The organism is Streptomyces endophytica, assembly GCF_026153355.1.
Taxonomy (GTDB): domain Bacteria; phylum Actinomycetota; class Actinomycetes; order Streptomycetales; family Streptomycetaceae; genus Streptomyces; species Streptomyces endophytica.
Genome location: NZ_CP110636.1, coordinates 5,371,366 through 5,396,802, shown reverse-complemented (window position 1 = coordinate 5,396,802; position 25,437 = coordinate 5,371,366). Strand labels below are relative to the sequence as shown.

19 protein-coding genes and 1 riboswitch are annotated in these 25,437 nt (G+C 72.1%); of the genes, 10 read left to right on the top strand and 9 right to left on the bottom strand.

Annotated elements, in window-relative coordinates:
• Nucleotides 1–21: 21 nt before the first annotated feature.
• From OJ254_RS24000 to OJ254_RS23980, 5 genes are all read right to left on the bottom strand, one after another.
• Nucleotides 22–600, bottom strand: a complete 579-nt coding sequence (locus OJ254_RS24000) for a GNAT family N-acetyltransferase (RefSeq protein ID WP_265364001.1) — start codon at nt 598–600, stop codon at nt 22–24.
• A gap of 234 nt (nt 601–834) precedes the next feature.
• Nucleotides 835–1,551, bottom strand: a complete 717-nt coding sequence (locus OJ254_RS23995; RefSeq protein ID WP_265364000.1) for a class I SAM-dependent methyltransferase — start codon at nt 1,549–1,551, stop codon at nt 835–837.
• 250 nt (nt 1,552–1,801) lie between these two features.
• Complete coding sequence (locus OJ254_RS23990) at nt 1,802–3,223, bottom strand: MFS transporter (RefSeq protein WP_265363999.1); 1,422 nt, start codon at nt 3,221–3,223, stop codon at nt 1,802–1,804.
• Entirely contained in the window at nt 3,220–5,649 is a 2,430-nt protein-coding gene (locus tag OJ254_RS23985) for a PEP/pyruvate-binding domain-containing protein (protein ID WP_265363998.1), read from the bottom strand. Before OJ254_RS23985 ends, OJ254_RS23990 begins: the two co-directional genes overlap by 4 nt.
• Complete coding sequence (locus tag OJ254_RS23980) at nt 5,646–7,118, bottom strand: ATP-grasp domain-containing protein (RefSeq protein WP_265363997.1); 1,473 nt, start codon at nt 7,116–7,118, stop codon at nt 5,646–5,648. Before OJ254_RS23980 ends, OJ254_RS23985 begins: the two co-directional genes overlap by 4 nt.
• Before the next feature lie 357 nt (nt 7,119–7,475).
• On the opposite strand from OJ254_RS23980, the gene OJ254_RS23975 reads away from it, so the two are divergent.
• The 3 genes from OJ254_RS23975 to OJ254_RS23965 all read left to right on the top strand — a co-directional run bounded on the left by OJ254_RS23975 (nt 7,476) and on the right by OJ254_RS23965 (nt 11,535).
• Nucleotides 7,476–8,855: a helix-turn-helix transcriptional regulator gene (locus OJ254_RS23975; protein ID WP_265363996.1), complete on the top strand. Its 1,380-nt coding sequence runs from the start codon at nt 7,476–7,478 to the stop codon at nt 8,853–8,855.
• A gap of 114 nt (nt 8,856–8,969) precedes the next feature.
• A complete protein-coding gene (locus tag OJ254_RS23970; RefSeq protein WP_265363995.1) occupies nt 8,970–9,824 on the top strand; it encodes a dienelactone hydrolase family protein in 855 nt (284 codons plus the stop codon).
• 34 nt (nt 9,825–9,858) lie between these two features.
• Nucleotides 9,859–11,535: a TIGR03086 family metal-binding protein gene (locus OJ254_RS23965; RefSeq protein ID WP_265363994.1), complete on the top strand. Its 1,677-nt coding sequence runs from the start codon at nt 9,859–9,861 to the stop codon at nt 11,533–11,535.
• Here OJ254_RS23965 and OJ254_RS23960 read toward each other — a convergent pair.
• The gene (locus OJ254_RS23960) at nt 11,507–11,935 is read right to left on the bottom strand and encodes a VOC family protein (protein ID WP_265363993.1); all 429 of its coding nucleotides are present in this window, start codon (nt 11,933–11,935) and stop codon (nt 11,507–11,509) included. The two genes, OJ254_RS23965 and OJ254_RS23960, sit on opposite strands and share 29 nt — an antisense overlap.
• A gap of 402 nt (nt 11,936–12,337) precedes the next feature.
• On the opposite strand from OJ254_RS23960, the gene OJ254_RS23955 reads away from it, so the two are divergent.
• From OJ254_RS23955 to metE, 5 genes are all read left to right on the top strand, one after another.
• Nucleotides 12,338–13,786, top strand: coding sequence for a glyceraldehyde-3-phosphate dehydrogenase (locus tag OJ254_RS23955; protein WP_265363992.1), 1,449 nt, complete (start codon nt 12,338–12,340; stop codon nt 13,784–13,786).
• Nucleotides 13,787–13,950: 164 nt separating this feature from the next.
• Nucleotides 13,951–14,571, top strand: coding sequence for a signal peptidase II (lspA, locus tag OJ254_RS23950; protein ID WP_265363991.1), 621 nt, complete (start codon nt 13,951–13,953; stop codon nt 14,569–14,571).
• Nucleotides 14,572–14,691: 120 nt separating this feature from the next.
• Nucleotides 14,692–16,776 carry a GAF domain-containing protein gene (locus OJ254_RS23945; RefSeq protein WP_265363990.1) on the top strand — a complete coding sequence of 695 codons (2,085 nt, stop codon included), beginning with the start codon at nt 14,692–14,694 and terminating at the stop codon, nt 16,774–16,776.
• On the top strand, nt 16,752–17,288 hold the full coding sequence (locus OJ254_RS23940; RefSeq protein WP_265363989.1) for a PP2C family protein-serine/threonine phosphatase: 537 nt from the start codon (nt 16,752–16,754) through the stop codon (nt 17,286–17,288). The genes OJ254_RS23945 and OJ254_RS23940 overlap by 25 nt, the downstream gene beginning before the upstream one ends.
• Nucleotides 17,286–17,514: riboswitch (cobalamin riboswitch) on the top strand. (Overlaps the previous gene by 3 nt.)
• Nucleotides 17,515–17,683: 169 nt before the next feature.
• Entirely contained in the window at nt 17,684–20,071 is a 2,388-nt protein-coding gene (metE, locus tag OJ254_RS23935; protein ID WP_265363988.1) for a 5-methyltetrahydropteroyltriglutamate--homocysteine S-methyltransferase, read from the top strand.
• 86 nt (nt 20,072–20,157) lie between these two features.
• Here metE and OJ254_RS23930 read toward each other — a convergent pair whose 3' ends face one another.
• Entirely contained in the window at nt 20,158–20,655 is a 498-nt protein-coding gene (locus OJ254_RS23930) for a hypothetical protein (RefSeq protein ID WP_265363987.1), read from the bottom strand.
• 154 nt (nt 20,656–20,809) lie between these two features.
• On the opposite strand from OJ254_RS23930, the gene OJ254_RS23925 reads away from it, so the two are divergent.
• Nucleotides 20,810–22,063 (top strand): sensor histidine kinase, encoded by a 1,254-nt coding sequence (locus OJ254_RS23925; RefSeq protein WP_265365285.1) that lies wholly within the window; start codon nt 20,810–20,812, stop codon nt 22,061–22,063.
• The gene (locus OJ254_RS23920; protein ID WP_265363986.1) at nt 22,048–22,695 is read left to right on the top strand and encodes a response regulator transcription factor; all 648 of its coding nucleotides are present in this window, start codon (nt 22,048–22,050) and stop codon (nt 22,693–22,695) included. Before OJ254_RS23925 ends, OJ254_RS23920 begins: the two co-directional genes overlap by 16 nt.
• An 80-nt stretch (nt 22,696–22,775) precedes the next feature.
• On the opposite strand, the gene OJ254_RS23915 is transcribed toward OJ254_RS23920, so the two are convergent.
• Together OJ254_RS23915 and OJ254_RS23910 are read right to left on the bottom strand one after the other, a co-directional pair.
• Nucleotides 22,776–24,422 (bottom strand): penicillin-binding transpeptidase domain-containing protein, encoded by a 1,647-nt coding sequence (locus tag OJ254_RS23915; RefSeq protein WP_265363985.1) that lies wholly within the window; start codon nt 24,420–24,422, stop codon nt 22,776–22,778.
• Between the two features lie 105 nt (nt 24,423–24,527).
• Nucleotides 24,528–25,379, bottom strand: coding sequence for a CE1 family esterase (locus OJ254_RS23910; RefSeq protein WP_265363984.1), 852 nt, complete (start codon nt 25,377–25,379; stop codon nt 24,528–24,530).
• Nucleotides 25,380–25,437 lie beyond the last annotated feature (58 nt).

The following is a 25,437-nucleotide window of genomic DNA, read 5'->3' as shown; positions in this document are numbered from 1 at the left end:
GTGGCCCGTGGCTCCTGCCTCCTAGGCTCCCTGCCTGGCCGCGCGCCACTCCGGGGCCAGTACCGACCAGACTTCGATGTCGTGGCGCCGGCCCCGGTACAGGTAGCTCTCGCGCAGCACGCCGTCCCTGGTCATTCCCAGTCGCCGGGCCACCGCGATACTGGGTTCGTTGCCCGCCGAGACCAGCCACTCCACACGGTGGATGCCCCGCTCCTCGACGGCCCAGTCGATGAGCACGCGTACGGCCCGGGTCACCAGCCCCTTGCCCGCGGCCGACGGCTCCAGCCAGCAGCCCGCCTCGGCTGTGCCCTGTTCGACGTCCATGGTGCGGAAGAGGACCCCACCGACGAGCCGGCCGTCCAGCCAGATGCCACAGAGGCGGCCGGTGTCGGCGGCGGCCTTCTCCGCGTACGAGTGGAGGTACGAGCGGCTCGCGTCCAGGTCCACGATCAGGTCCGCCAGCCCGATGTACTGCCCGATGAACTCCCGTCCACGGTCGATGTGGGCGAGGAATTCCTCGGCCTGCCACGGCTCCAGCGGACGCAGCTCGGCGCGGCTGCCGCCGTTGGCGCCGTCGTCACCCAGGGGTATGGCGTACATCGTGACCCTCCACGTTCGGCTGCCGGGAACCGGCCGATGGGCGAACGGATCTTCTCACGGGCCAACGGTCCGATGAGCCAACGGGCCAGCAGACCAACGGGCCGACGTGCCAAGGGTCCGGCGATCCAACGTACCAACCGGCCTACGTACCAACCGGCCTACGTACCAACCGGCCTACGTGCCAAGAGTCCGGTGATCCAACAGGCCAACGGTGTGCGGGCACCTGCCACCGGATCACGGGGGCGGAGCGGCGGTGTGCCGGGGTTTCCAGCCCCAGGCGGTGAGCATGCCGGGGGAGAGGGCGGCGGAGTGCGGGGAGGACAGGGACCGGCGGGCCTGTTCGAGTTGGGGCTCGTCCACCTGGCCGGTGGCGAGGATGGCGTCGTGGGTGCGCTGCCAAGTGTCCTCCCAGAAGCGGCTGATGGGGCTGCCGGGCAGTAGTGGCGGTACGTGGATCTCGGCGGCCACGGAGTGCAGGCCCTCCTCCAGCAGGAAGGAGGGATAGTCGGGCACCCAGGAGATGTCCGTACCGATGGTCGTGCGCAGGGCCTGCCACATCGCGCGCATGACCCGGGTGTACGGGGTGGCCGGGGCGGAGGAGGTGGTCAGGTCGACGGCGTCGCTGAGCACGAGTACACCGCCGGGGGCGAGCAGTGAGCTCAGCTGGTTGATCATGCGTCGCCACGGGCGCAGATGCATCAGCACGAAGCGGGCGTGGACGAGGTGGAAGCGGCCGGGGTCGAAGTCGAGTGCGGTGACGTCGGCGGTCTGGGCCACGAGCCCCGGCGGGGCATCGACGGTGAGGAAGCGGGTGTCACGGTCGACGGCCAGGACGGAGGTGACGTCCGCCGACTCCACCAGCCACCGGGCGATGGTGCCGGTCCCGGCACCCACGTCGAGGCAGTGCCAGCCGGGGCCGGCACCCAGCGCCGTCAGCCGGGCGGTGCTCACCGTGTCGTAGGCGAGTGCTCCCAGGTCGATGCGATCGGCCTCGCCGGCCTCCTCGGGGCGGAAGGCTTCTTCGCCGTAGTGCCCGGTAGCCGGGGCAGCCGGAGGTCCAGCGGGTCCAGCCGGAGCAGTCGGGCCAGCCGGTCCAGCCGGTCGAGCAGGCCCAGCACCTCCAGGAGGCCCAGCCGATTCGGCCGGTCCGTCCGACTGCCGTACCCCTCCAGTACGCACCCCTCCAGTATGGGCGCGGGGGTCAGGGCTTTCCTGCCGTGGCGACCGGACGGATCTCGTCGGTACGGCCCGTTTCCGCCCGGCCGCCCTCCGTGTGCACCCCGCCTTCCGCCGTACGGGCCCCGCGGTCCTCCCCACGTACCCCGCCGTCCTCCGTACGGGCCCCGCCGTGACGTCGTCGTAGGAGCAGGTGGAGGACGGCGAGCAGGACGGCGGTGGCCAGGGCGCTGTGCCACAGCAGGGCGTCCAGGCGGTGCGCCGAGAGGTACGCGCCCGCGGCGACGGCCGCCAGGGCGCACACCGCGCGGTCGACGAGACTCTCGACCGACAGCAGGGTGGCGCGGGGCGCGCCCGCGGGGACCGCGTCGTTGACCAGCTTCCGTTGGAGGGGGGACGCCAGGCCGGTCACGGCGGCGAACACGCACAGCAGTGCGACGGTCGTCCAGGGACCGCCGAGCGTGCTGCCCGCCAGGGCCGCCGCCATCGCGAGGCTGAGCAGCGACACCCATGCCACCGGGGAGAGCCGTGAGGTGAGCCATTGCGGACGGGCCGAGGCCACCGCCTCCGCGACGGTCATGGCGGCCAGTACGGTGCCGTGCGAGCTCTCACCGATGCCGTGGTCGAGCAGTACCGGCTGGAAGAGGTTGACCTGGCAGATACGGGAGAGCGTGAACAGGGCCACCCCCTGCACCATGACCAGGGCGAGCCAGGGCGTGCTGCGGACGGCGCGGAGGGCGGCGGCGGCCTCGTGGGCCGTGGTGCGCTTCCGGCCCGTAGTGCGCTTCCGGCCCGCGGCGGGGACGGCCGCAGCCTGACGAGGCAGCAGTACGGCGCAGACGAGGGAGCCGCCCGCGCTGGCCGCGCTCAGGACGTACGGTGCGGAGTGCGCCAGGGCCATCAGCGGACCGAGCAGCGGCCAGCACAGCACCTTCGCGGCGAGGCCGAGCGCGCGGGCCTGTCCCTCGGCCTTCAGGTAGTGGGCGCCCGCGCCCTCGGCCCGCAGACCCTCGTAGAGGTAGGCACTGGCGGCACCGGAGGTCAGGGAGCGGCCGGCGGCGATGAGGAGGAAGTGGACGAGGAAGCCGGTGTAGCTGGGGGCCCAGACCGGGGCGAGGTTGGCCGCGGTCATGACGACCGCGCCGGCCCGGAGGCAGTTGCGGGTGCCGATGCGGTCGGCGACCAGTCCGGTGGGGATCTCGAAGAGGCAGAACGCGGTGTAGTAGATGCTCTGGATGCCGAAGATCTGGCCGTCGGTGAGGCCCGCCTGCCGTTGGTAGGCGTAGAACACCGGCATCCACCAGAGCAGGTTGAACAGGAGCTGGAAGCCGTTGTTCAGGCGGATGATGCGGCGGGCCCGGGGCGGCAGGGGCGGCGCGTCCGTCGAACGCTTCGTGTGCCCGCCCGCACGACCGAGACCCCGGGGGCCGGGGAGGTGGCCGCTCACCGGGCGTAGGGGCGGATCTGGACCAGGTGGAAGGCGCCCTGATCGGTCATCAGCCATTCGATGTCCAGCGGCCGGTCCACGTCCGCGTCCACGTCCACGCCGACGTTTCGGTCCACGTCCACGTTCTGGTCCGCATCCCCAGCCACGTCCACATGCACGGGCGCGTCACTGGAGCCCACGCGGCGGGGGGTCGTCCCGCTGAAGTGGGACTGCAGCAGCCGGCCGGTCAGGGCGAGGTCCGCCAGTCGTTCGCGGGTGGCGGCCGGCAGGTCCTCGGCGGACGAGCCCAGCGCGACGGTGCGGCCGCCGCCCTCGACCGTGTTGTAGAGGTACTGCAGCGGCAGCGCGGTGCCGTCGACGACGTTCTCCGGGGAGCCGGGCGAGCAGTTGAGGTAGACGTTGCGGAAGTCCGCGCGCCGGGTCGGGTTGCAGGTCACCAGCACGCCGCCCAGGTCCGCGGGCTGATAGCGCTGGACGATCACGCCCATGTAGGTGTCGTCGGGAGAGATGCCCGCCTGGTGGCGCAGCCGGACGCTGCGCGGCGACAGCAGGGAAGCCCACACCTGGCGTACCGCGGCCACGAGTTCGTCCGCACCGTGCACCGCCGTGACCGAGTCGTACACCCCCGCCGCCGAGAACCCGGGCAGGTCTTCGGCGTTGGAGGACGAGCGCACCACGAGCCGACCGGGAGCGCCGGACGGACCGGAGGACAGCCCCCGGGTGGCGGCCGTGATGGCACGGGCCACGTCGTCGGGGATCGGGGCGGCGTGCTGGATCAGGTCCTGCAGCTGCCGACAGAGCGGGTCGATGACGTCGACCGTGACGACCGTTTCGCGCTCCAGGGCGGCCTTCAGCTCGCCGATGGCCTGCTGTATGGCGGGGGAGGAGGTGAGAAAGCGGTGCTGCAGGGCGAACGGAAGGGCGATGCCGTCGGGGGCGGTGACCGTGGCGCGCACGAAGTCCCGTGCGGCGGTGCGGAGTTCCGCGCCTCGCCTGCCCTCGGGAAGGCCAGGAAGGCCAGGAAGGTCGGACAGGCCGGGCAGGCCCAGGCGGGTGGTGAGGTGGGCGTAGAGGTCGGCGCGGGGCGGCCTGGGGCGGCCGTAGTACGCGGTCAGGTCGACGGAACGACTGGACGATTCACCAGCCAGGCCAGCCAGGCCAGCCAGGCCAGCCAGGCCAGCCTCTCCAGGCTGTTCGGTCAGTCCGGCCCGCCCGGCCAATCCAGCCAATCCAGCCAGTCCGGCCCGCCCAGGCTGTTCAGCCGTGTCGCCGGCCAGGACGTGGTGCAGTTCCCCGAGGTTGGCCGCCTTGGTGCCGTAGCGGTTCTGGTCGGTGCGGCGGAGCTGGTGCAGGGGCAGTGCGGGTATGTCGGCGTGCAGGACCGGGGGTTCCAGCCGGATCGGCTGCGAGGGGCGTGCGTCTGATGCCTCCCTCGTCGATGTCCGGGCGCCCGCCGCGGACGACGGGGAAGGCGAGGGGGCGAGCGTCGAGGCCGGTGGCTGGGCGAGCCGTACGAGGGCGATGTCGTCGTCCCGCACCTCGTAGCGGACCCAGGCGTCCGCGTCCGCGAGTCCCTCCGCCTCCATCAGCTGGTCCAGGTCGCGGATGATGGCGTTGGGGATGCCCCAGCCGGACGCGAGGACGTTGGTGTGCGAGAGCGGGGTGGTGGGCGCGGTGTTGATGAAGCCGGCGACCCTCGGTACGTCGTCGGGCAGGCACGGCATGGCGACGATGTCGGACCCGCCGAGCGTGCCGGCGCCGGCCGCGTACTCCTCGTACTCCCGGGGGGTGCGGAAGTGGCGCAGCCGGCCGACGGCCTCGCCGGGGTTGAGCGGGGTGCGGGTGCGGCTGCCGAACAGCTGGTGGCTGAGGATCCGCGGCACGCGGACGTCGCTGATCGCGGCGAGGGCGTGCTCCTGACCGTGGTTCGCGGGCTTCAGCAGCAGCGGCAGCCGGCTGTCGAGCCGGTGGCGAACGAACGTGTAGAACTCCTGGAGCATCGGGCCGCTCATGGTGTCGGCCTCGGTCGTCTCCAGCACGAGGAAGGGGCGTGCCCGGCCGCCGGTGGGAATCCGGGTGCCCGCACCCGCCGTCCCCGTACCCATGTCGGTGTGCAGGGAGAGCACGCCCAACAGGAACCTGCGCTCCGGGGCGGCGTAGACCGAAGCGTTGAACGCGTCCAGGCAGGAGTCGAGTTCCGCCAGCTCCATGCCCAGGACGCGGGTGGCGATGTAGTCGACGTGGAAGGGGTGGACGGCGGCGTCCAGCAGGTGCCAGGTGTTCTCGACGCGGTCGACCACGACCTTCACGTAGGGGTGGCCGGCCAGGGTGCCGCAGAGGGTGTGGAAGAGCGGGAGGGCCAGCTGCGCGCCGATGGTCGTACGGTCCGGGGCGGCGGTCGCGGTGATGGTCATGGTGAGGGTCATGAGCGCGCCTCCACGGTCTCGGTCTTGCACTGCTCGTCCTTCTCGTCCTTCTCGTCCTTCGCGGCCCTCTCCGTCTCCGCCACTGTCTGCGTCCCCGTCCCCGTCTCCTCATGGCTCTCCGCCGCGGGGAGCACCGACGGCAGCGCGTCCATCAGGGTCCGGAAGTCCTGGAGCACGGTTTCGGGGTCGGTGGCGGACATCAGGCACAGCGCCGCCATGGTGTTGGCGCCCGCGGCCGGGTCGTACACCGGGACCGGCGATCCGTCCGGGAGCGAGTTTTCGGCCACCACGGACAGCCGGCTGCCGGCGCTGAGCGGCACCGCGTCCCGTACGGTCGGGAAGTCCCACCGCCGGCGGTCCGGCCAGGCGTCACCGGCGCCGTCCACGGCCAGTACGACGAAGGAGCCGGCCGCGCCGCGCGCCTCCTGCGGGGTGAGGGCCCGGGTGGGCCAGGTCACCGGGCGGTCCAGCAGATGGTCGACGAGCATGCCGATGAGGTCCAGGCCGAAGACCTCCTCGATCTGCGGAACGGTCATCGCCCCGCCGAACCGGGCGGCGGTCTCGATGACCCACATCCGGCCGTCGGCACCCAGCTTGATCTCGGTGTGCGTACCGCAGTTCTCCAGCCCCAGCGCGTCGACGGCCTCACGGGCGAGGGCCACGACACGCTGCTGGGCATCGGCCGGCAGCGCGGCCGGGGTGATGCCGGCGCGTTCGGTGAACGGTTCCACCGTCGGCATCCGGCCACTGAGGCAGACCGGTCGGAACACGCCGTCGACGACGACGCCCTCGACGCTGACGTAGTCTCCCCAGCCCGGCTGGTCGAACCAGCCGTCCGCGGTGCCCGGCACGATCTCCTCGACCAGGAAGTCGGCCCCGGCGTCGGCCACGTGCAGCTCGGCATAGCCCAGTTCGGCGGATTCGGCCATCACCTCGCGGGCCCGCTGCCAGGCGGCCGGTACCTCGTCGGCGGAACGGATGATCCGGTGCGCGGTGGAGCCGGCGCTCCAGGCGGCCTTCAGCAGCACGGGGAGGCGGAGTTCGGCGACCGCGTCGTGCAGCTCCCGCTCGTCGGCCACCGGGCGGAACCGCGGCTGGGAGATGCCCTGTCGGCCCCAGGTCCGGCGCATCAGCCGCTTGTCACGGGCGAGCGCAGAGGAGGCGCCGGCGCCGGCCAGGCCGAGCTTCTCGCAGGCCTCGGCGACCGCGACGACGGCGTACTCGGAGAAGGTGATGACCGCGTCCGCGCCCACGGCCTGGGCCCGGGAGACGATCAGGGACACCAGGTCGCCCCGCTCGGGCCCGGTGGCGGTCCGTACGGACGCGCACCGGCGCTCGGCGGAGGCGGCGACGGTGGGCGGAAGCGTGCTGAGTGCCAGCAGGTGCACTGCCGACCGAGCGGCGACCCGTGACAGGGCATACCCCAAGGGCGGACCGCCCTTGGCATACACGAACAGCACCGTGCTCACTGAAATCCGTCTCCTTCACAGGCGGGGAGGGCCGTGGGAACGGCCGTTGATGACGCGGCGGCTGACGCCTCGACGCGGTACCTCCAGAGAACCAGTCCGGCGGTGCCCGATTCGCCGTCACGGGGGCCGAACGCTCAGGCAAACGCCAGAGTTGTGGAGTTCGCCGAGCCGCTGTGAAGGTTCTGTGATGCCGTATGGGGTACCGCGCCCGCCAGATCGGCCGAGAACCGGGCATACGGCGTAGCGGCGGGGGATACGCATGCCAAGGGCGAGGGGCCCGGTGCGCGAGCCGGCCGGAACGCGAGGTAGCCGAACGCCCCGCCCATCTCAACGTCTCTTCGTCACAGAGAGGCCGTCGTGGACGAGACCGGTCTGAAGTCGCTGCTCCAACACCTCCCGGTGTCCTGGTGGGAGGCCGACCGCGAACTACGGGTGATCGACAGCGGAGGAGGGGCCTTCGACGACACCCGCACCGCCCAGCGCTTCCTCGACACCGTCACGGACCAATGGCAGGCCGTCGACCAGCCGCACGTCACCGATGCGTCGCAGGTCACCGACCACCTGCGGGCAGCCGACCACACGCACGCCGGCAACCACTGGCGGGCGCGGTTCGACGGCCGGCTCTTCGACGTGAACTGGCCGCTGGACCCGCCCCGGCAGGACCGCCTCCGCGGCATCGCCGTCGAGGTATCCGGGGAGGGCCGCGAACCGGCCCCACCCCCGGCTCCCGCCGCTCCCCTTCCCGCCGCCGCCCGCCGCTACGACGCGTTCGCCGACCTCGCCCCCGCCGCGGCCTTCATCCGGGACCCCCACGGCCGCTACCTCTGGGCCAATCACGCCTACGCGCACCTCTACGGAACGACCCCGGAGCACGTCATCGGCAAGGACGTACGCGAGGTCGACGCCCCGGCCGACGCCGACCGGGTGCTCGCCCTGGACCAGGAGGTGCTGGCCCGCGGCAAACCGGTGCGGCACACCCTCACCTACCACCGCGCGGACGGTGCCACCGGACACGCGGCCGGCCACCGCTTCCCGGTACGCGAGGGCACCCAGACCTGCGTGGCCGGTATCTACATCGACATCAGCGACCACACCCGCGCCCTCCACCAGCGCCAGCAGGCCGAGGAGAACCTGTACGCGCTGCGCGACCACAGCGGACTGCCGTGTGCCCTGATCTCCGCCGGCGGAAGGATCCTCCAGGCCAGCGCGGCAGCCGCCGAACTCCTGCAGACCCGGCTCTCCGACCTGGTGGGCCGCCGGGCACACACCCTGCTCGCCCCCGCCCCGGAGTTACCCGCACTCCGGCGGAGCTGGCACGCCCTGATAGCCCGCCGCAGCCGGCGCATCCAGACCTCCACCGTCCTCGTCGACGGCCGCGGTCGCCAGCGCCGCGCCCAGCTGCACCTGACCACCGTGGGCCGGGGCCCGTCCCGCGCCGCCAGTGTCTGGGCGGTGATCACCCACCAGAGCCTCGCCCACGAACCCCACCCCGCACTGACGGCCAGTCAGGTACGTATCCTCTCCCTCCTGGCCGCGGGCCGCAGCAACGCCGAGATCGCCACCTCCCTCCGTCTCTCCCGCCAAACCGTCGACTACCACCTCAGCCGCCTGCGCGACCTCCTCAACGCCCCCACCCGATGCGCCCTGGTCGCCCGCGCCTACGTCCTCGGCATCCTCGCGCCCCAGTCCTGGCCGCCCCGCTCGGCAACGGCCGGCCATCCACAGAGCGCCACGTGAGGGGGAGAGGGCCCCGACGTGATCCCCGCCGCTGCGCTCCCGCCGCGGGACCGGCATCCTGATCCAACTCATGCGGCACTTCGCCGACTTGATTAGGACAGGATGAGGCACTCCATGGCAGTGGATCAGCACCCGACCGGCTTTCACCGCGACACCTTCACCCACGACGGAGTCACCCGCGAGGTCCTGCGTCGCGGTACCGGTCCCGCGGTCATCGTGATGGCGGAAATCCCGGGAATCACGCCCAAGGTGCTGGACTTCGCGGAACAGGTGGCCGCCATCGGCTGCACCGCCGTCCTCCCGGTGCTCTTCGGCACGCCCGGCCGCCCTGCCGACTTCGCGCCCGGCCGCCGGCTCAAGTCCGCCACGTACCTGGCCTCTTCCTTGGGGAAGGTGTGCGTGAGCCGCGAATTCACCACCCTCGCCACCGGGAAGTCCTCCCGCGTGGTGACCTGGCTACGGGCCCTGGCCGCCCATGAGCACCAGCGCTGCGGCGGCCCCGGCGTCGGCGCCGTCGGCATGTGCCTCACCGGCGGCTTCGCCCTGGCCATGGCCGTCGACGAGCGCCTCGTGGCCCCCGTCCTGTCCCAGCCTTCGCTGCCCTTGCCCGTCACCAGGAGCCGGGCCGGCGGCATCGACATCTCCGGCGAAGACCTCGCCGCCGTCCGCACCCGCTGCGAACGGGACGGCCTTCAGGTCATGGGGCTGCGCTTCCGCTCGGACCGCCTGGTGCCGGGCGACCGGTTCGCCTTCCTCCGCCGCGAACTCGGCGACGCGTTCGTCGCCGTCGAACTCGACGACGACGCCGCGAACCCCGACGCCGTGCTGCGTCCGCACTCCGTCCTCACCGAGCACCTCATCGACGCACCGGGCCAGCCGACCCGGGCAGCACTGGACGACGTACTCGACCTGTTCCGCGGCCGTTTGCTGGCGGGACACGACACCACCCCGGCCACCCCGGCCGGTTGACTCTCCCACCGTGGGAGACCCAAGGGTGGAGGGCATGCACGTCGGCGAAGACACGTTCTGGAACATCGGAGAGGTCGCCCGGAAGACCGGGCTGACGGTGAAGCTGATCAGGCACTGGTCCGACCTCGGGATCGTGCCTCCCGCGCGCCGGACGCCCGGCGGCTACCGGCTCTACGGCCCCGACGCCCTGGCCCGCCTCCAACTGGCGCGGACCCTGCGCGGGCTGGGTCTGGGGCTGGCGGCCATCCGGGACGTCCTGGAACGCGAGGACACCTTGGCGCAGGTGGCCACGACCCACATCGACGCGCTGGAGGCGCAGATCCGCACGCTGCGGTCGCAGCAGGCCGTGCTGCGCTCCGTCATCCGCCGCGACACCACTGCCGAGGGACTCACCACCATGACCGAACTGGCGCGCATGTCCGACGCCGAACGCCGCACCATCATCCAGGACTTCGTCACCGAGACCCTGGGGGAGCTGGACGTCCCCACCTACCGGAGGGGCCTGCTGGCGGCCACCCCCGACCTCCCGGCCGACCCCAGCGACGAGCAGGTCGACGCCTGGCTCGAACTGGGCGCACTCGTCCAGGACCCCGCTCTCCGGGCCGGTATGCGCCGCATGGCCCGCTACGCCGCCGAACACCGGCCAGGAGAACACGACCCGGCCGCGCTCCAGGCGGCCGAACGGCTCACCGATGACTGGCTGCGGCGGGTGGAGGCGGCGAGGAAGCAGGGGATCGCCCCCGACTCACCCGCGGCCGACCCCGTCGTCGCCGCCATCGTGACGGCATGGATCCCCACGCAGACGGCGCGGGCCGGCGATCCGCACCCGGTCGGGCCCGTCGACGACGCCCGGGCCAGACGGCTTCTCCTGGAACAGCTGGAGGTCGCCTCCGACCCGCACGTCGAGCGGTACTGGCACCTGTTGTGCCTCATCAACGGCAACACCGCGCGGCCGAGCATGGCCGCGGCCGGCCAGTGGCTGAGAAGCGCACTGCGGGCCCACCCCACACCGGGCAGTCGAGCCGCGGAACTCCACAGGATGTATGACGCCGACGCCGTGCAGCATGCCTGGGGGCCGGCCGGTGTGCTCCAGGCCTGCGACCAAGTCCTCGACGCCGTCGGCACGTTGGTCTCCGCGGTCGTCCCGGCCCGGTTCGGCCAACCGACGCCCTGCGCCGACTGGGACGTCCGCACCCTGCTCAACCACCTGGTCTGGGAGAACCTGCTCTGGACCGGGCTGGCCAACGGCACTCCCCGCTCCGACTTCACCGCCGACCACCTCGGGGACGACCACATCGAGGCGTTCCGTCTCGCCTCCCGGTCCACCCGAGCGGCCTTCCGCCGCCCAGGCATGCTCGACCAGCGTTACGGCCCCGCACCCGGGCGACGGCTCGTCGAGCAACTCGTGATCGAGATGCTGCTGCACGGCTGGGACCTGGCCCGGGCCATCGGGCGTCCCTACGACGACGTCCAGCACCTGGCCGAGCTCGCCCTCCCGGTCGTCCAGGAGATCTACGGCGATCTCCCGCGCACCGACGCAGGATCCTTCGCCCCGCCGCAGCCGGCCCCCGAGGACGCGAGCCCTCTCGACCGCCTGGCCGCCTACTTGGGCCGCAGCATCGGCCGAGGACCGGCCCTGCCGTCCCGGGCGCTGACCCGGGACGGCAGGCGTGGCGACGCGCCTACGGGCGGGCGTAGGGCCGGGTCATGATCTCCATGTTGTGGCCGTCGGGGTCGGCGAAGTAGGCGCCGCGGCCGCCGAACAGGCGGTTTATCCGGCCGGGTTCGGTGTGGTGGGGGTCGGCGAAGTAGGTCACGCCGACCGCTTCGAGACGGGCGATCATGGCGTCGAACTGCGCGTCCGGCACGAGGAAGGCGTAGTGCTGCGACTGGATCGGTTCGTCGCGCTTCTCGATGTAGTCGAGCGTGACGCCGTTGCCGAGGTCGACGGGGAGGAACGGGCCGAACGGCGTGCTGACCTCGAGGCCCAGGATCGTGGCGAGGAACTCGGCCGAGAGCCGGCGGTCACTGGCGTAGATGGCGGTGTGGTTGAGCTGGGCGACGGCGGTCGGCAGCTCGGAGGCGTGGGTGTGCTGCTGGTCCTGCGACATGCGTGAGGTGTCTCCGGGTCTGGGGAAGTGCTGGGAAGGGCGCCACATGGCGGCGCCGGAGCGAGAAGACACGGAGGAGGGGCGGGGCTCGTGCCCGCCTCGAACTCACGCCGAGGCCGGGAGCCTCACTGTGGAATGGCCCATGGCCGACCCGGCAGTCACCCGGCTGACCTTAGTGATCATCAGGGGCCCGCGCAACGTCGTTTTCGGTCCCCACTTCGGCCGCCACGCTGTGGGGTCAATCACCGCAAACGGCAACGGACTTGCGTAGCAAAGCAGGACATTTCGCTCACTTGGTGGCCATGGGGGCGATGGTGGGATCCCGTTCAGGCGGGACCGCTTGAATGATCAAAAAGCCGAGGGGTTAGCATATGAGCACCGCCTAGCTCGAAAGATAATCCTGTGACTGTCAACGACGACTCGTTCACCAACTGGATAAACCGCGAGGAGATCGCGGAGTCGATGATCCCGATCATCGGGAAGCTGCAGAGGGAGCGGGACGTCACGGTCCTGCTTCACAGCCGCTCCTTGGTGAACAAGTCGGTGGTCAGCATCCTCAAGACGCACCGGTTCGCCCGGCAGATCGCGGGTGAGGAGCTCTCGGTCACCGAGACGATGCCGTTCCTGCAGGCCCTCACCGCGCTCGATCTCGGCCCTTCCCAGATCGACCTCGGCATGCTCGCCGCGACGTACAAGGCCGACGACCGCGGTCTCTCGGTGGCGGAGTTCACCGCCGAGGCCGTCGCCGGTGCCACCGGTGCCAACAAGATCGAGCGCAGCGCACCGCGCGACGTCGTCCTGTACGGGTTCGGCCGCATCGGCCGCCTCGTCGCGCGCCTGCTCATCGAGAAGGCCGGCTCGGGTAACGGCCTGCGGCTGCGCGCCATCGTCGTCCGTGGGGGCGGCGAGCAGGACCTCGTGAAGCGCGCCTCGCTGCTGCGCCGTGACTCCATCCACGGCCAGTTCCAGGGCACGATCACCGTCGACGAGGCGAACAGCACGATCGTCGCCAACGGCAACGCGATCAAGGTGATCTACGCCAACGACCCGTCGGAGGTCGACTACACGGCGCACGGCATCAAGGACGCCATCCTCATCGACAACACGGGCAAGTGGCGCGACCGCGAGGGCCTGTCGAAGCACCTCCGTCCCGGCGTCGAGAAGGTCGTGCTGACCGCTCCGGGCAAGGGCGACGTCCCGAACATCGTGCACGGCGTCAACCACGACATGATCAAGCCGGACGAGCAGATCCTGTCCTGCGCGTCCTGCACCACCAACGCGATCGTGCCGCCGCTGAAGGCGATGGACGACGAGTACGGCGTGCTGCGCGGCCACGTGGAGACCGTCCACTCGTTCACCAACGACCAGAACCTGCTGGACAACTACCACAAGGCCGACCGCCGCGGCCGCTCCGCGCCGCTCAACATGGTCATCACCGAGACCGGCGCCGCCTCCGCCGTCGCCAAGGCGCTGCCCGACCTCAAGGCGCCGATCACCGGCAGCTCGATCCGGGTGCCGGTGCCGGACGTCTCGATCGCGATCCTCAGCCTGCGGCTCGGGCGGGAGACCAGCCGCGAGGAGGTCCTCGACTACCTCCGCGACGTCTCCCTGCACTCGCCGCTGAAGCGCCAGATCGACTTCACCACCGCCCCCGACGCCGTCTCCATGGACTTCGTCGGCTCGCGCCACGCCTCGATCGTGGACGCCGGCGCCACCAAGGTCGACGGCGACAACGCGATCCTCTACCTCTGGTACGACAACGAGTTCGGCTACTCGTGCCAGGTCATCCGCGTCGTCCAGCACGTCTCCGGGGTGGAGTACCCGACCTACCCGGCGCCGCCGGCGGTCTGATCCCGGCGGGCCGTACGGTCGCACCGCTCCGATCTCTTGGCTCCGGCCTGTCTTTCGGTTCTCCGGAAGGCAGGCCGGAGGTGTGTGGGCAGGGTGCAGCGGAGACGGCTCCGCCGCCGCTCCCCGCGGGGTATGACCCACCCCGGTGGACGGCATGCGCGATCATGAGGCGGGACATACGGACTTCGAGGGGACCGAACGTGACGGATCCGGGGCGGGGCGCGGCAGGTGGCGAGAGTGAGCGCGAGGGAAGGGAGGCCAGGGGCACACGACGTATCCCGCTCCTCCTGATGGTGGCGTGCCTGGCCTATGCGATCGACCTGTTCAGCAAACTGGCCGTGGTGGCGAAGCTGGAACACCACGACCCGGTGAACGTCATGGGTACCTGGCTGCAGCTGCGGGTGATGCGCAATTCCGGTGCGGCGTTCAGCATGGGCAGCGCGAGCACCCTCGTGTTCACGCTGATTGCGGTGGCCGTCGCCCTGGCGATCGTTCGTCTGGCGCGCCGTCTCTACAGCGTCCCGTGGGCGATCGCCCTGGGCCTCCTGCTGGGCGGTGCACTGGGAAATCTGACGGACCGCCTCTTCCGTGCGCCCGGCCAACTCCAGGGCGCGGTGGTCGACTTCATCTCGGTCAGCGGTTTCAGCGTGATGAACCTGGCTGACTGGGCCATCGTCTGCGGCGGCGTCCTGATCGTGTTCTTCACCTTCCGCGGGTGGGAACTGGACAACGCCCGCGAAGAGACGGCCGACAAGGAAACCTCCTCCGCACCCGCCTGGCCCTGACGCGCCGCTGGGAACGGCCGGGCGCGGCTCGCCGGCGGCCCGTGCGTGCGCTCGGTGGTGATTCCGTCGCCCTGAGTGATCCTCTGGGCCGCCGGGCCCGCCTCTGCGCACACTGGAAGCATGGGGCGGTCGACCGTGCGCGAGGAGACGGCGGAGCGCGACGACCTGCTGGCGGCAGCCGTCGTCAAGGCCGTTCAGGGGGCGGGCGCCTACGCCGGAAGCGTCTTCCTGCGCTCCCGCGACCGCCGCTCCCTGGTGCTCGCCGCGACCTGCGGGGTGCCGCCGTCCCTGCTGGGCGGCTGGAGCCTCATTCCGGTGAGCAGCCCGATACCGGTCGCCGTCGCGTACGGCTCCGGGCGCACGATCCACCTGGCCGACGCCGACGAGACCATGCGCCGTTTCCCCCAGCTCGCGGTGGCCCTGCCGTACGCCTTCGGCTCCTGCTCCGTACCGGTGGGCGCGGGCGGGGAGACCTTCGGTGCGCTCGCGGTCGTATGGGCCGCGCCGCCCGGCAGCGACGGGCTGACCAAGACCCAGCGGCGCCACCTGCGGGCCCTCGCCAACCGCCTCGGCGCCTCCCTGGCGGCCTGCCGCGACCGCACCGGAGACCCCCTGGAGGGCGATGCGCGCACGGCCCCGGTCGAGACCCCGGCCCCCTCCGCCCCGGCCGTACGGGCCGGCCTGTTCGACTGGAACCTGACCGCCGGCACCCTCACCGCGGACGACGAGTTCTGTGCGATCTTCGGCCTCGATCCCGAAACCTTCGACGCACGGGTGGAGACCCTCGCCGGCCGTCTGTACCCCGGCGACCGCGCGGCGTTCCGCGCCGCGGCCCGTACGGCGGCCGCCGAGGGGCGGATCGTGTCCCGGACCCTGCGCGTGCGCGAGGGTGCGGGCGCCGGGCCGGGCGGTGGCACGGAAGGCGCCGGTGAGGGGCACGGCAGCGGCGAGGGGTACCACAGCGTGGTGCTCTGGGGCCGGGTACCCGATCTGCCGGACGACGACCGGGCGCGCGCCCACCTCGTCGGGGTGGTCATCGACGCGCGGGCCGGCCGCGCGGCCGCCGCGGCGGTCGAGCGCCTGCGGGACGGGCTGTTCTCCCTCACTCCCGAAGGCCGGGTCAGCTACGCCAACCGCAGCCTGGAGCAGTTGCTGGACATCAGGGGCGAGGACGTGGTCGGGCAGTGCCTGTGGGACGCCCTGCCGTGGCTGTCCGATCCCGCGATCGAGTTCCAGCACCGGTCCGCGATGGTCTCGCAGACGCCGACGTCCTTCCTCGTCTGCCGCCCGCCCGACCAGTGGCTCACCTTCTCCCTCCACCCCGACCCGAACGGCGTCACCGGCCGGGTCGTCCCCACCGGACGCCCCGACGAAGCCGCTGACCTCGCCGAGCCGCCCACCGCGACCGCACCGCCACAGCCGGCCTCGCCGGCCGCGGCGCCGACCCCGCCGGCCCCCTCCGCCACCGTGGCCGCCGCACCGGCCCGCCTGGGCGTCATGTACCACGTGCTGCAACTGGGCAGTGCGCTGACCGAGGCGGTCACCACCCACCAGGTCTGCGAAGTCGTCGCCCACCAACTCCTCCCGGCCTTCGGCGGCCAGCAACTCGCCCTCTACGCGGTCCGTGACGGCACGATGCACCTGATCTTCCACACCGGCCACCACGAGGGCTTCCTCGACTGGCTGGACGGCATGCCGCTGCACGCACCCCTGCCCGGCACGGAGACCCTGACCTCCGGCATCCCGCTCTTCATCGAGTCCCAGCAGAGCCTCTCCGAGGGCTATCCCGGCATCCCGATCGGCGGCGTGAACTCCTGGGCGTACCTCCCGCTCATCGCCTCCGGCCGCCCCGCCGGCACCTGCGTCCTCGGCTTCGACGAGATCCACCACTTCACGGCCAAGGACCGCAGCGTCCTGACCGCGCTCGCCGGCCTGATCGCCCAGGCACTGGAACGCGCCCGGCTCTACGACTCCGAATTCGCCCTCGCCCGCGGCCTCCAACAGGCCCTGCTGCCGCACCGGCTGCCCGTCCTCCCCGACCTGCGCACGACGGCCCGCTACCTCCCCTGCACCAGCGGCATGGACATCGGCGGGGACTGGTACGACGTCATCCCGGCCGCCGAGGGCGTGTCCCTGGTCATCGGGGACGTCGAGGGCACAGCATCGCGGCCGCCGCCACGATGGCCCAACTACGCAGCGCGGTGAGGGCGTTCGTCGCCGTGGGGCACGCCCCGGGCGACGTCCTGGCGGGCGCCAACCGCACCCTCATCGACCTCGGCTCCGGCCTCCTCGCCAGCTGCTGCTACCTCCACCTCGACCCGGCCGGCCACCGCGCCTGGGCCGTCCGCGCCGGCCACCCACCGCCGCTGCTCCGCCATCCCGACGGGCACACCGACGTACTGGACCTGGAAACCGGCCCCCTCCTCGGCGTGGACCACGCAAGCCACTACCCGCCCACCCCCGTCGACCTCCCACCCGGCTCCGCCCTCGCCCTCTACACCGACGGCCTGGTCGAAGAGCGCGGCACCCCCATCGACGTGGGCATCGACCACCTCCGCAGCTCCCTGGCCCACGCCCGCGCCGACTCCCTGGACGAACTCGCCGACCGACTCCTCCAGCACGCCCAACGCTCCTCCTACCGCGCCGACGACATCGCCCTCCTGCTCACCGAATACCGACCGGCCGCGACGGGCCACCAGCCACCGAGGAGGCGTTAGGCTGGTCGGGCAGCTGGTTCGCCCTGTCCGCCGGACAGGCGCGTCGTAAGAGGGAACCCGGTGGGATTCCGGGACTGCCCCGCAGCGGTGAGTGGGAACGATTGCCGTCATACGCACTGGGCCCGGACGGGTCTGGGAAGCGACGGCCAGTAGGTGTCCGCCTGCCCGAGTTCCATCGGTGGACGTGCCCGCGAGTCCGAAGACCTGCCCGTTGCCCGCACGTGAGGGATCGCGTGCGGACATTCCGGTGACCTTCGAGGCGGGTCGGCGTACAGATCGGACAGTGGCTCGCCGTTGCTGAAATCCTGGGCTGCTCCGTCCGGTTCGTTCGTCCTTCGCGCCCCCGCTCCGTCTCCGGGATCTGTGGGAGACAAACTCGCGAAGGAGAGTTTCTTGTGACCGAGACAGCGACAGGGACCGGGGCCGGGCGGTCCGCGGCCGGGACCGTTCGGGCCACCGTGTACGGCTACCCCCGGCAGGGCCGGGGCCGGGAGCTGAAGAAGGCCGTCGAGGGGTACTGGAAGGGCCGGGTCACCGCCGGTGAGCTGCGCCGGACCGCGGAGGAGCTGCGCCGGGCGAACTGGCGGCAGTTGGCCGACGCCGGGATCCATGAGGTGCCGACCGGGGACTTCTCGTACTACGACCACGTGCTGGACACCACCGTCATGGTCGGTGCCGTTCCCGAACGTCACCGCGCCGCCGTCGAGGCGGCCCCTTCCCCCAGCTCCCGGCCTCGGCCGAGCGCGGGATGCCCCCTCGACGGCTACTTCGCCATGGCGCGCGGGACGCAGGACGTGGCGCCGCTGGAGATGACCAAGTGGTTCGACACCAACTACCACTACCTGGTGCCTGAACTGGGCCCCGACACCGTGTTCCGCGCCGACTCCGGCAAGCAGGTCACCGAGCTGCGCGAGGCCCTCGCGCTCGGCCACCGCCCCCGCCCGGTGCTGGTCGGCCCGGTCACCTATCTGCTCCTGGCCAAGCCCGCGCCCGGGGTGGCCGCGGACTTCGACCCGCTGACCCTGCTCGACCGGCTGCTGCCGGTGTACGCCGAGGTGCTCGCCGATCTGCGGGCCGCCGGTGCGGAGTGGGTGCAGCTGGACGAGCCCGCGCTGGTGCAGGACCGCACCCCCGCCGAGCTCCATGCCGCAGGGCGGGCCTACGACGGTCTCGGCGGCCTGACCGACCGGCCCCGACTGCTCGTCGCCTCGTACTTCGACCGGCTCGGCGACGCCCTGCCCGTACTCGCCGGCACCCCGGTGGACGGACTCGCGCTGGACTTCACCGGGGCCGCGGCCGGGAACCTCGACGACCTCGCCGCCGCCGGCGGACTGCCCGGCAAGCGGCTGGTGGCCGGCGTGGTCAACGGCCGGAACGTCTGGATCAACGACCTCGAGAAGTCGCTGTCCACCCTCGGCACCCTCCTCGGACTCGCCGGCCACGTCGATGTCGCCGCCTCCTGCTCCCTCCTGCACGTCCCCCTCGACACCGCCGCCGAACACGACATCGACCCGCAGATCCTGCGCTGGCTGGCGTTCGCCCGGCAGAAGACCACCGAGGTCGTCACCCTGGCCCGCGGCCTCGGCCGGGGAACGGAAACCATCGCCGCCGAACTGGCCGCCAACCGGGCCGACCTGGCCGCCCGTGCCGCCTCGCCGATCACCCGCGTCCCCGCCGTACGCACCCGGGCCGCGGCCGTCACGGACCGCGACACCCGCCGCTCGCAGCCGTACGACCGGCGGGCCGTCGCGCAGCGCGCCCACCTCTCGCTGCCGCTGCTCCCGACGACCACCATCGGCTCCTTCCCGCAGACCGGCGAACTGCGCACCGCCAGGGCGGACCTGCGGGCCGGGCGGATCGATGCCGTCGCCTACGAGGAGCGCATCGAGGCCGAGATCCAGGAAGTGATCTCCTTCCAGGAGAAGGCCGGGCTCGACGTCCTGGTGCACGGCGAGCCCGAACGCAACGACATGGTCCAGTACTTCGCCGAGCAGCTCACCGGCTACCTCGCGACCCGGCACGGCTGGGTCCAGTCGTACGGCACCCGCTACGTCCGCCCGCCGATCCTCGCCGGTGACCTCGCCCGTCCCGAACCCATGACCGTGCGCTGGACGACGTACGCCCAGTCACTCACCGAGCGCCCCGTCAAGGGCATGCTCACCGGCCCGGTCACCATGCTCGCCTGGTCCTTCGTCCGCGACGACCAGCCGCTCGCCGACACCGCCCGGCAGGTCGCCCTGGCCCTGCGCGACGAGGTCAACGACCTTGAGGAGGCCGGGACGTCGGTGATCCAGGTCGACGAGCCCGCGCTGCGCGAGACCCTGCCGCTGCGCGCCGGCGCCCGCCCGGCCTATCTGGCCTGGGCCACCGAGGCGTTCCGGCTGACCACCGGTGGCGTGCGCCCGGACACGCAGATCCACACCCACATGTGCTACGCCGAGTTCGGCGACATCCTCGCCGCCATCGAGGACCTCGACGCCGACGTCATCAGTCTGGAGGCCGCCCGCTCCCACATGCAGATCGCCGGCGAACTCGCCGGGGCCGGCTACTCCCGCGCGGCCGGGCCCGGCGTCTACGACATCCACTCGCCGCGCGTCCCCGGGGCCGACGAGGCGGCGGCCCTGCTGCGCAAGGGACTGGCGGCTCTCCCGCCCGAGCGGCTGTGGGTCAATCCGGACTGCGGCCTGAAGACCCGCGGTTGGGCCGAGGTGCGGGCCTCCCTGGAGAACCTCGTCACCGCGGCCCGCACCGTCCGCGCCACGCTCCCCGCCGGCTCCTCCTGAGCACCCGGTGAGCGGGCCCCACGTCCGGTGCGGCACGGCAACGGTGCCGGACGTGGGGCCCGGCAGCGTTGCCGGAAGAGCCCTTGCTACGCGCCCTTGGGGAAGGCGGCGCGCAGCTGAGGCCCGTTGCTGAGGAAAGCGGCCGCGGCGAGGGGGACGGCGGAGGCGGCCTGGATCAGGGCGAACCAGAGCGGGCAGATGCCGGGGATCATGTCGATGCCCACGATCACGATCGGCATGAGGACCGAGAGGATGCGCACCCGCAGATAGGCCCATCGGGTTCCCCGCGCGGCGAGTACGGTCATCCAGTAGATCACCGCGGCGCTCGCGAGCACCCCGCCCGAGCGGCCCCACATGAACGAGGTCACCGCGTGTCCGGTGAGCGCCAGGACGGCGACCGTGATGAGGACGGCCGCGCTGAGCGCACCGTAGGCCGCGACGAGGTTCTTCGCCGTGCCGAAGACCCGCTGCGTGCGCGGGTGGTGGAGGTGAGCCGTCGCGGCCGTGGAGCGGCCGGTGGTGCCCATGTCGTGCGTGCTGCTGTCCTGCGTGCTGCTGGAGTTCGTGCTGCGTGTCGTCGTCATGGTGTCGACGCTAGGGAGCGCACGAGCGGCGCGGTATGAGCCTGGACGTACTGGTGAGTGGGGCCAGACCCACTACCGGGCCGATCTGGCGGGGATCAGGCTGTGGGCAGCGCACAGTGGGAGCACTGGCGAGGAGAAGCGACAAGGGATGGTCATGCGAAAACTGGGGTCGTGGGCGGCGGATGCCGGGGTGGGGTTCGTCCGGGCGTGCGTGGTGGTGGCCGTCAGCATGCTGGTGCCGGCCGTGTGGGCGGCCGTCGTGCTGGGGGTCTGGTGGGCGGGGAACCCGTGGGCGTGGACGGCGGTGTTCGTGTGGGCGGCCATCGGCACGTTCGCCGTGTCCCGGCCGCTGTCCCGGACGGTCCGCCGGCTCGTCGCTCGGTGGACGGGCACCGTCATCCCCGCCGGGTACCGGCAGTCCGAGCCGGTGGTGCGGATGTCCACCGGATACTGGTGGAACGGGTTCTCCTACCGGCGCAGCAGCCGGGACGCCCGCCAGGAGCAGCGGTGGCGGCTCTGGTGGAGCGATCCCGCGACCTGGCGCGACCTGCGGTTCATGGTGATCGCGCCGCTCACCATGGGCGTGCTGGCGGCCGTCCCGCCGGCCGGGCTCGCGGCGGCGGTCCTCGGCCTCGGCCGGTCGGAGCTCCTCGTGCGCCTCGCCGGGATGCTCGGCCTGGCGGTGGCCGTCGTGGGCGCCCCGTACGCCTGGCGGTCCGTCGAGCCGGTGGCCGTCCGCTTCCTGCGCCCGTCGCCCGCGAGGGCGCTGGCGGACCGGGTGGACGAGCTGACGGCCCAGCGCGCGGACACGACCATCGCGCAGGCCGCCGAGATCCGCCGGATCGAGCGGGACCTGCACGACGGCGCGCAGGCCCGTCTGGTCTCGCTCGGGCTCTCCCTGGCGACCGCCGAGAAGCTGATGGAGACCGACCCTGACCGGGCCAAGGCGCTGATGCGGGAGGCACGGGCCGGCGCCGCCACGTCACTGACCGAGCTGCGCGAACTGGTCCGGGGCATCAACCCGCCGGTGCTCAACGAGCGGGGGCTCGTCGACGCCGTGCGCGCCCTCGCATTGGACAGCCCGCTGGCAGCGGACGTCGGCGCCGACCTCCAGCTCCGCCTGGACCCGCCGATCGAGTCCGCCGTGTACTTCGGTGTCGCCGAACTGCTGACCAACGCGGTCAAGCACGCCCGCGCGACCCGGGCCCGGATCTCCCTCGCCCTGGACGGCACCGACCTGGTCGTCGAGGTGGCGGACGACGGCCGCGGCGGAGCCGGTGAGCGCGCCGGCGGTGGACTCGACGGGCTGCGCCGCCGGCTCGCGGTCTTCGACGGCACCCTGGAGATCAGCAGTCCGGCGGGCGGTCCGACCTGCGCGAGAATGGTCGTGCCATGCGAATCGTTGTAGCCGAAGACCTCTACCTCCTGCGCGACGGGATGGTCCGCCTCATCGAGGCATACGGACACCAGGTGGTGGCGACCGCGTCCACCGGACCCGAGACGCTCGACGCGCTGTTGTCGTGGCGGCCGGACGTCGCCGTCGTCGACGTCCGCATGCCGCCGACGCAGTCGGACGAGGGTCTGCGGGCGGCCCTCGCCGCCCGCCGTGAACTGCCCGGGCTGCCGGTCCTGATCCTGTCCCAGCACGTGGAACAGCTGTATGCCCGCGAGCTGTTGGCCGACGGCGCCGGCGGCATCGGCTATTTCCTCAAGGAGAGCGTCTTCGACGCCGATCAGTTCATCGATGCCCTGGAACGTGTTGCCGGGGGCGGAACGGCGATGGACCCCGCCGTCATCGCCAAACTGCTCTCCAGCGGTTCCTCGCCCCGCCGCCTGGAACGGCTCACCGAACGCGAACACTCCGTGCTGGGCCTGATGGCCGAAGGTCTGTCCAACCAGGCCATCGGCCAGCGCCTCTTCCTCAGCGACAGCGCCATCAGCAAATACACCACCTCCATGTTCGGCAAGCTCGGCATCACCGACGACGACAACAGCAACCGCCGCGTCCTCGCGGTCCTGGCCTACCTGAACAGGACGTGAACGCGAGCATCGATGTGCCTACGGAGCGGCCGCGGGCCGCCCGTTCGGTCACGGACGTCGACGTCGGCTCGCCGCTGCCGTCATGAGGGATCGGTGGGAACGGCGGTCAGCAGGTCGCGGATGACGGGACCGGCCGAGCCGCCGCCGGTCACGCCCTGTTCGACGATGCAGGCGACGGCGACATTGCCGCGATAGGCCGCCAGCCAGCCGTTGTTGGGTTCTTCGTCGGAAATCTCCGCGGTGCCGGTCTTCGCGCCGATCTCGCCGGGCAGACCGGACAGGACCCGGGCCGTGCCGTCCGTGACGGTGGTGCGCAGCATCGCGCGGAGTTGGGTGACGACCTTGCGCGGCAGCGGCGTGGTGGTCGTCGAGTCCTGATTCCCGTGGGTGATCGAGGGCTGGTGGAAGGTGCCGGAGACCGCGGTGGCGGTGACCGACGCCATGATCAGCGGGTTGGCCTGGATCCTGCCCTGCCCGATCATCGAGGCGGCCTTCTCGGTCTCGTCACGCGGCTCCGGCACCGACCCGTCGTACGAGGCGATGCCGACGTGCCACTTCTGGCCGACGCCGAAATACTTGCCGGCGACGTCGCCCAGTTCCCGGTTGCCGAGCTTCCCGCGCAGGCTGATGAACGCGGTGTTGCAGGACTCGGTGAAGTCCTTCAGGAAGGTCGCGTTGCGGTGTTCGGACGTCTCCACGTTGTGGAACTCCTTGCCCACCGTGAGGTACTTGGGACAGTCGACGACGTCGGCGGGTGCGACGGCGCCCTTGAGCAGCAGGGCGCTGCTGGTGACGATCTTCCACGTGGAGCCGGGCGCATAGGTGCCCGAGACGGCACGGTTGAAGCCGGACGACGGGGAGTTGGCCATCGCGAGGATCTCGCCGTTGTCGATCCGGAGGGCGACGAGCGAGGCGTTCCTGCCGTGGGCGCCGGTGGCGAGGGCCTTCTCCGCGGCGGCCTGCCAGGTGGCGTCCAGCGTCGTACGGACGGGCCGGCGGGCCGGCCGGCCGGGTTTTTTCCCGAAGGTGGCTTCCGTGCGCTCGACCTTCCCGGTGGCCCGGTCGACGAGCTGGATCGCCCCGCGCGGGGCACCGCCGCCCGTACCGGTGCCGAGCTGGTTCAGAACGGGGCTCAGCGAGGGGAACCTGGCGCCGGACAGGGACGCGCCCTTGCGGTCGGTGACGTCAGGGGTGGTGCCCGGGGCCTCGCGTTCGAGGTGAAACTTCTTGACCCCGTTCAGCCGAGGGTGGACGACCGACAGCGACCAGTCCACCTTCCAGCTGCCGTCGCCCTGTTGGCGCAGCGGAAGCTTCGACCGGTAGGTCCAGGTGCCCAGGTCGGCTATGGGCATCGTGGCGGTGAAGGGGACGTCGACGGTGTCGTCATCGGCCTGGGTGGGCGTCGCCGCGACCGTGAGCGTGGGACGGCGTATGTCGAGCCCGGCGGTGAAGTTCCGCAGCACGTGCTGCGCCGTAGTGGGACTGGTGGTGCGGCCGGCAGCGTCCGGCAGGCGCCCGGCGGCCCAGTCCGCGAGGAACGCATGGGCCTGGGCCAGAGCCGCGGGCTCGGGCTCGGTGGCGCCCCGGGCGAAGGGGCCGAGCCCGGCCGCGTAGGACCCGCCCACGACGACCGCGCTCACCACCGCCACCGACGTGACGGTGCGCACCACGGGGCGCGGTGTGCGACGGCGGGTGGTGGCGGGGGCGCCGGATCCGGATCGGGGCATCGGAAAGTCCTTGGCTGGCAGGGTGGTGGGGAGGGTGCGGCGGGCCGGGCGAGCCGGCCGCCGTTCTTCAGAGGTGGAAGAAATCGAGGATCGTGCTGGTCGCGTTCAGCGCGGTGCTGGTGGGCCCGAAGCCCGCCGGCGGCTTGATGCGCGAGCCCGGCCAGGCATGCCCCGCGTCGTGCATGACGAGGAGCTGGACGGTCGCTCCGGGGGCCTTGAGACGCCACACGGTGCGGTCGTAACCCGCTTCGGCCTTCGTCTTGGCCGAGGTGGTCGCCCCGCCCGCGGCCGCGAACGCGCGGCGGCGCTGTCCCGGGCCGACATGGTCGGGGTGACCGGTTCCTCGCCGGCGGGGGCGGGGGAGGGGTGGGGCATTCCGGCGAGCGGGCGCACGCGGTCGGCGGCACCGTAAATGATCATCAGGGGCACCGGTCCGGTGGGCTTGACCGCGGCGTCGCCCGTGGGGAGTTCGCCGGACACCGCGGCCGCTCCCGCCAGCAGCTCGGGGCTCTGGGCCGCCACGCGCAGGGCCATCGAGCCGCCGTTGGAGAACCCGACGACATAGACCCGCTTGGGGTCGGCCCGCTCCGTGCGCACCAGTTCGGCGATGAGCGCCTTGGTGAACCGCACGTCGAGGTCCGGGTCCGGCCGCCGCCCGGTCGCCCGGGTGCCGGCGCCCCACAGCTTGCCCAGGCCCTCGGGATAGGCGATCAGCATGCCGCGGGCCCTGGCGTCCTCGTCCAGGCGGCTCTGCTCGCGCAGGTACGAGGCGGTGGATCCGCGGCCGTGGAAGGCGATGACCAGGGGCCGGGTCCGGCCGCCGGGCGCGGTGGGGCGGTGCAGCAGGTACTCCCGCGTACGGCCGTCCACCCGCAACTGCCGATGGGTGGCGTCGGTCTTGGGGTCGGGGAGTCGGCGGCCCTGGTCGGTGACGCCGGCTGCCCGGTCCCACCGCAACCGGCGAGTGCCGGTCCGAGCAGCAGGGCGAGGGCGAGGGACCAGGCGCGGACGGCGC

Coding starts and splice junctions, on each gene's coding strand:
- OJ254_RS24000 (WP_265364001.1), bottom strand. CDS start 600: ATGTACGCCATACCCCTGGGTGACGACGGCGCCAACGGCGGCAGCCGC.
- OJ254_RS23985 (WP_265363998.1), bottom strand. CDS start 5,649: ATGACCCTCACCATGACCATCACCGCGACCGCCGCCCCGGACCGTACG.
- OJ254_RS23970 (WP_265363995.1), top strand. CDS start 8,970: ATGGCAGTGGATCAGCACCCGACCGGCTTTCACCGCGACACCTTCACC.
- OJ254_RS23965 (WP_265363994.1), top strand. CDS start 9,859: ATGCACGTCGGCGAAGACACGTTCTGGAACATCGGAGAGGTCGCCCGG.
- OJ254_RS23960 (WP_265363993.1), bottom strand. CDS start 11,935: ATGTCGCAGGACCAGCAGCACACCCACGCCTCCGAGCTGCCGACCGCC.
- lspA (WP_265363991.1), top strand. CDS start 13,951: ATGAGGCGGGACATACGGACTTCGAGGGGACCGAACGTGACGGATCCG.
- OJ254_RS23945 (WP_265363990.1), top strand. CDS start 14,692: ATGGGGCGGTCGACCGTGCGCGAGGAGACGGCGGAGCGCGACGACCTG.
- OJ254_RS23940 (WP_265363989.1), top strand. CDS start 16,752: ATGGCCCAACTACGCAGCGCGGTGAGGGCGTTCGTCGCCGTGGGGCAC.
- OJ254_RS23930 (WP_265363987.1), bottom strand. CDS start 20,655: ATGACGACGACACGCAGCACGAACTCCAGCAGCACGCAGGACAGCAGC.
- OJ254_RS23925 (WP_265365285.1), top strand. CDS start 20,810: ATGCGAAAACTGGGGTCGTGGGCGGCGGATGCCGGGGTGGGGTTCGTC.
- OJ254_RS23920 (WP_265363986.1), top strand. CDS start 22,048: ATGCGAATCGTTGTAGCCGAAGACCTCTACCTCCTGCGCGACGGGATG.
- OJ254_RS23915 (WP_265363985.1), bottom strand. CDS start 24,422: ATGCCCCGATCCGGATCCGGCGCCCCCGCCACCACCCGCCGTCGCACA.